Annotated in this window: 5 protein-coding genes and 1 pseudogene; 3 read left to right on the forward strand and 3 right to left on the reverse strand. The window is 74.3% G+C overall.

Features of this window, described 5'->3' with window-relative positions:
• Nucleotides 1–214: pseudogene (locus tag ACWCSD_RS49300) on the reverse strand (hypothetical protein); the annotation flags it as partial.
• Between ACWCSD_RS49300 and ACWCSD_RS49305 the strand changes: the two are divergent.
• A complete protein-coding gene (locus ACWCSD_RS49305) occupies nucleotides 197–340 on the forward strand; it encodes an ABC transporter ATP-binding protein C-terminal domain-containing protein (protein ID WP_449926235.1) in 144 nt (47 codons plus the stop codon). The pseudogene ACWCSD_RS49300 and the gene ACWCSD_RS49305 overlap by 18 nt on opposite strands.
• Here ACWCSD_RS49305 and ACWCSD_RS49310 read toward each other — a convergent pair.
• Nucleotides 332–1,060 (reverse strand): dienelactone hydrolase family protein, encoded by a 729-nt coding sequence (locus ACWCSD_RS49310; RefSeq protein WP_449926238.1) that lies wholly within the window; start codon nucleotides 1,058–1,060, stop codon nucleotides 332–334. The genes ACWCSD_RS49305 and ACWCSD_RS49310 overlap by 9 nt on opposite strands.
• 45 nt (nucleotides 1,061–1,105) lie before the next feature.
• Nucleotides 1,106–1,999, reverse strand: a complete 894-nt coding sequence (locus ACWCSD_RS49315) for a LysR family transcriptional regulator (protein WP_397161011.1) — start codon at nucleotides 1,997–1,999, stop codon at nucleotides 1,106–1,108.
• Between the two features lie 73 nt (nucleotides 2,000–2,072).
• On the opposite strand from ACWCSD_RS49315, the gene ACWCSD_RS49320 reads away from it, so the two are divergent.
• Nucleotides 2,073–2,729, forward strand: a complete 657-nt coding sequence (locus ACWCSD_RS49320; protein WP_449926241.1) for a type 1 glutamine amidotransferase domain-containing protein — start codon at nucleotides 2,073–2,075, stop codon at nucleotides 2,727–2,729.
• A gap of 158 nt (nucleotides 2,730–2,887) precedes the next feature.
• Nucleotides 2,888–3,853, forward strand: coding sequence for an alpha/beta hydrolase (locus tag ACWCSD_RS49325; protein ID WP_449926244.1), 966 nt, complete (start codon nucleotides 2,888–2,890; stop codon nucleotides 3,851–3,853).
• Nucleotides 3,854–3,934: the final 81 nt, after the last annotated feature.

Here is a 3,934-nt window from a genome sequence, read left to right on the forward strand (position 1 = left end):
GTTCGGTGAAGGACAGGATGCGGCGCCAGGCGTCCTGGCAGATGTCCTCCCACTCCTTGAACGAGCGGTCGCAGAAGGAGTGGGGCGCGCCCTCGCGGACCGTCCGCGGCTCCTGCTGCTGGACGAGCCCACCTCCGGCCTGGACGCCGCCCAGACCGCCCGGCTCGGTGAGGTCGTCAGGGCTCTGGACACCACCGTGCTGCTGGTCGAGCACGACATGGGCTTCGTCATGGAGATCTGCGACCGGATCGTCGTCCTGGACCTGGGCAGGGTCATCGCGTCCGGGACGCCGGCGCGGGTCAGGGACGATCCGGTGGTGCGGGCCGCGTACCTAGGCTGAGTGCCGTTCGGTGAAGGACAGGATGCGGCGCCAGGCGTCCTGGCAGATGTCCTCCCACTCCTTGAACGAGCGGTCGAAGAAGGAGTGGGGCGCGCCCTCGTAGACGTGGGTCTCGTGCTCGGTGCCCACCCGGTCCAGCGCCGCGGTGTAGGCGTCGAACTCTTCCGGGCTCGACACCTTGTCGGCGCCGCCCCTGAGCAGCAGCAGCGGCGCGCCGGGGCCGGTCGTCGGCTCGTCGATGAAGCGCAGCGCGCCGTAGAAGCCGATGCTCCCGGCCAGGCCGTTGCCCTCCGCGCCCTGACGCCACGACAGGGCGCCGCCCATGCAGAAGCCGACCGTGAACACCGGGCCGCCGGCGGCCAGCTCGGCGGTCGCGGCCGCCGCGTCGGCCTGCACCTGGTCGAGCTTGAGCTGGTCGACGTGGGGCATGTAGTCGAAGTCGTCGCCCCGGTCGTCGGTCCCGGCGGTGCGGCCGAAGTAGTCGATCGCGATCGTGCGGAACCCGGCCTCGGCGAAGCGCACCGCGAGGTCGCGGTAGAACGGGTGCAGGCCGCGCACGTCCGGCATGATCACCACGCCGCGGCCGTTCGGCTCGGCCGGGTCGGCCCGGTAGGCCATGAAGCGGGTGCCGTCGGCTGAGGTCACGGTGATCTGCTCGTGCGCCGCCACCTCGCCCCGGATCGACGGGGCGGGCGGCCGGCTGTCGGTGGAATGACACATGTGCCCAGCATGCCCAAGGTGATCGCCCGTCATCCATCTTCGTCCTCAGTACGGCGGCGCCGCCCGGAACGCCGCCAGCAGGTGGGCCCGCACCCGCCCCACGGCCGGCCTGGCCGGCGCCCCCGACCGTACGGCCAGGTAGCCGGTGTTGATCGGCGGCTCCGCCGGCTCGGCCAGCACGACCAGCGTGCCCTCGGCCAGGTCGCGCCGGCACAGGTACGCGGGCAGGACGGAGACGCCCATGCCGGCCCGCACCGCGCTCAGCACGCCGCGCAGGTCCGGGATGACGACCTGCGCGGCCATCGACGGCCGCCGCCCGAAGACGGCCCGCCAGTAGCGGCGCACGATGGGCAGGTCCTCGGCGTAGGCCACCACGGGCACCGCGGCCAGCTCCTTGGGCCCGACCCGGCCGGGCGGCAGCGCGCGGGCCACGGACGGCGCCGCCACCAGGACGAACTCCTCGTCGTAGACGGGGTCCGCCTGGACGCCGCGCACCCGGGGCCGGATCGTGGACAGCACCAGGTCGAGCCGTCCGGCGGCGAGGTCGGCCAGCAGGTCGTCGGCCAGGCCGAGGGTGGTGCGCAGGCGCAGCCCGTCGCGGACGAGCGGGGCGAGCATCGGCATGACCTCCTCGCACAGGAACTCGGCCGGGCCGCCCAGGTGCACGGCCTCGTCCGAGGGCAGCTCCGAGCCGGCCACCTCCTCCAGCGCGTCGAGGGCGGGGGCCAGCCGGCGGGCCAGCTCGTCGGCGGCGGGGGTGGGCGCGACGCCGCGCGGCAGCCGGTCGAACAGCGGCCGGTCGAGCGTCGCCTCCAGCGTCTTGACCTGGGCGGTCACCGCGGGTTGCGAGAGGCCGAGCGTCTGCGCGGCGGCGGTGATGGAGCCGGTCCTGTGGACGGCGAGGAAGGTCCGCAGCAGGTCCAGCGAGAGAGACGACACATCACTATTCTGATGCCACGACTGACATTTCACTATTTGTGGCTGATGGGCTTTCCCGGCCATGCTCGAAGGCATGAGCAAGCGCATCCTGATCGTGTTGACCAGCCACGACGACCTCGGCGGCGTGGAGCGTACCGGATACTACGTCCCCGAGGCGGCCCATCCCTGGCAGATCTTCACCAAGGCCGGCTTCGAGGTGGACGTCGCCAGCATCGCCGGCGGCCGCCCGCCGCGCGACGGCCACGACCCGGACGACCCGGCGCAGGCCGCCTTCCTCGCCACCGGCCTGGACGAGGACACCGCCCCCCTCTCCGGCGTGGACGCCTCGGCCTACGACGCCGTCCTGTACGCCGGCGGCCACGGCACCATGTGGGACTTCCCCGCCGACCCCGACGTCGCCCGGGTCGGCCGCGAGGTCTACGAGCGCGGCGGCGTGGTCGCGGCGGTCTGCCACGGCCCGGCCGCGCTGGTCGGCCTGACCTTGTCCGACGGCTCCCACCTGGTGGACGGCCGGCGGGTGGCCGCCTTCACCAACAGCGAGGAGACCGCGCGGGGCGTGGCGGGGGTGGTGCCGTTCCTGCTGGCCGACGCGCTGACCGAGCGCGGCGCCCGGCACGAGCCCGGCCCCGACTGGCAGCCGCAGGTCGTCGTGGACGGCCGGCTGGTCACCGGCCAGAACCCGGCCAGCGCCGCGCCCCTGGCCGAACAGGTCGTCACCCTGCTGAGCTGACCCCGGCTGACCCCCGCTGACCTCAGCTGACACCGGCCGAGGTCGCCGGACGGCGGGCGGGGCGCGTGCAACGGCAGCCGGATGGCGGTTGCCGCGCCGTCGCGCGAAATCCGACCATCGAGGGGTACGGCAAGCCCCCTCCGTGGAAGGAAGTCCTCATGGCGTTCCACCCCAACCTCGATCCGGACCTGCGTGCCGCCCTGGAGAGCGCGCCCTTCCCGGCGTTCGACGTGACGGCGCTCGACGCGGAGGAGCTGGCCGGGCACCGGGCCCAGATCCACGCGATGCTGGCCGCGACGCCGCCCGCCGAGACCGAGGTGCGGATCGAGGACCGCCGCGTCCCCGGCCCCGACGGCGAACCGGACATCCGGGTCCGCGTCTACCGCCCCGCGCAGGACGGCGCCGGCCGGCCCGGCCTCTACTGGATCCACGGCGGCGGCATGATCGTCGGCATGCCCGAGGTGGACGAGGCCTCGATGATCGAGTACGTCGAGCGGCTCGGCGTCGTCGTGGTCTCCGTGGACTACCGTCTCGCGCCGGAGCACCCGCACCCCGCGCCGGTCGAGGACTGCTACGCGGGGCTGGTGTGGACCGCCAAGAACGCCGAGGAGCTGGGCATCGACCCCGCCCGGCTGGCCGTCGGCGGGGCCAGCGCGGGTGGGGGGCTGGCCGCCGGGACCGTGCTGCTCGCCCGCGACCGGGGCGGGCCCGAGGTGGTCCTCCAGCTGCTGATCTGCCCGATGCTCGACGACCGCAACACCACCCCGTCGAGCCTGGAGTTCACCGAGGCCGTGGTCTGGGACCGGGCCGCGAACCTGTACGGCTGGTCCGCCCTGCTCGGCGACCGGGCGGGCGGCCCGGACGTCCCGCCGTACGCGGCGCCGGCGCGGGCCGAGGACCTGTCGGGGCTGCCGCCCGCGTTCGTCGACGTGGGCGAGCTGGAGGTGTTCAGGGACGAGGACATCGACTACGCCCAGCGGCTCGCGCGGGCCGGGGTGTCCACCGAGTTCCACCTCTACCCGGGGGCGTTCCACGGGTTCGACGTCATGGTGCCCGACACCCCGCTGAGCAGGCGGGCGCGGGAGACCCGGCTGGCCGCGCTCAGGCGGGCGTACCGCCTGTAGCGGCGGCGGCGTCGGCGTTCGCGGCGGTGGTGGCGGCGTTCGCGGTGGTGGCGTCGGCCGTGGTGGCGTCGGCCGTGGTGG

Source organism: Nonomuraea sp. NPDC001684 (assembly GCF_053596515.1).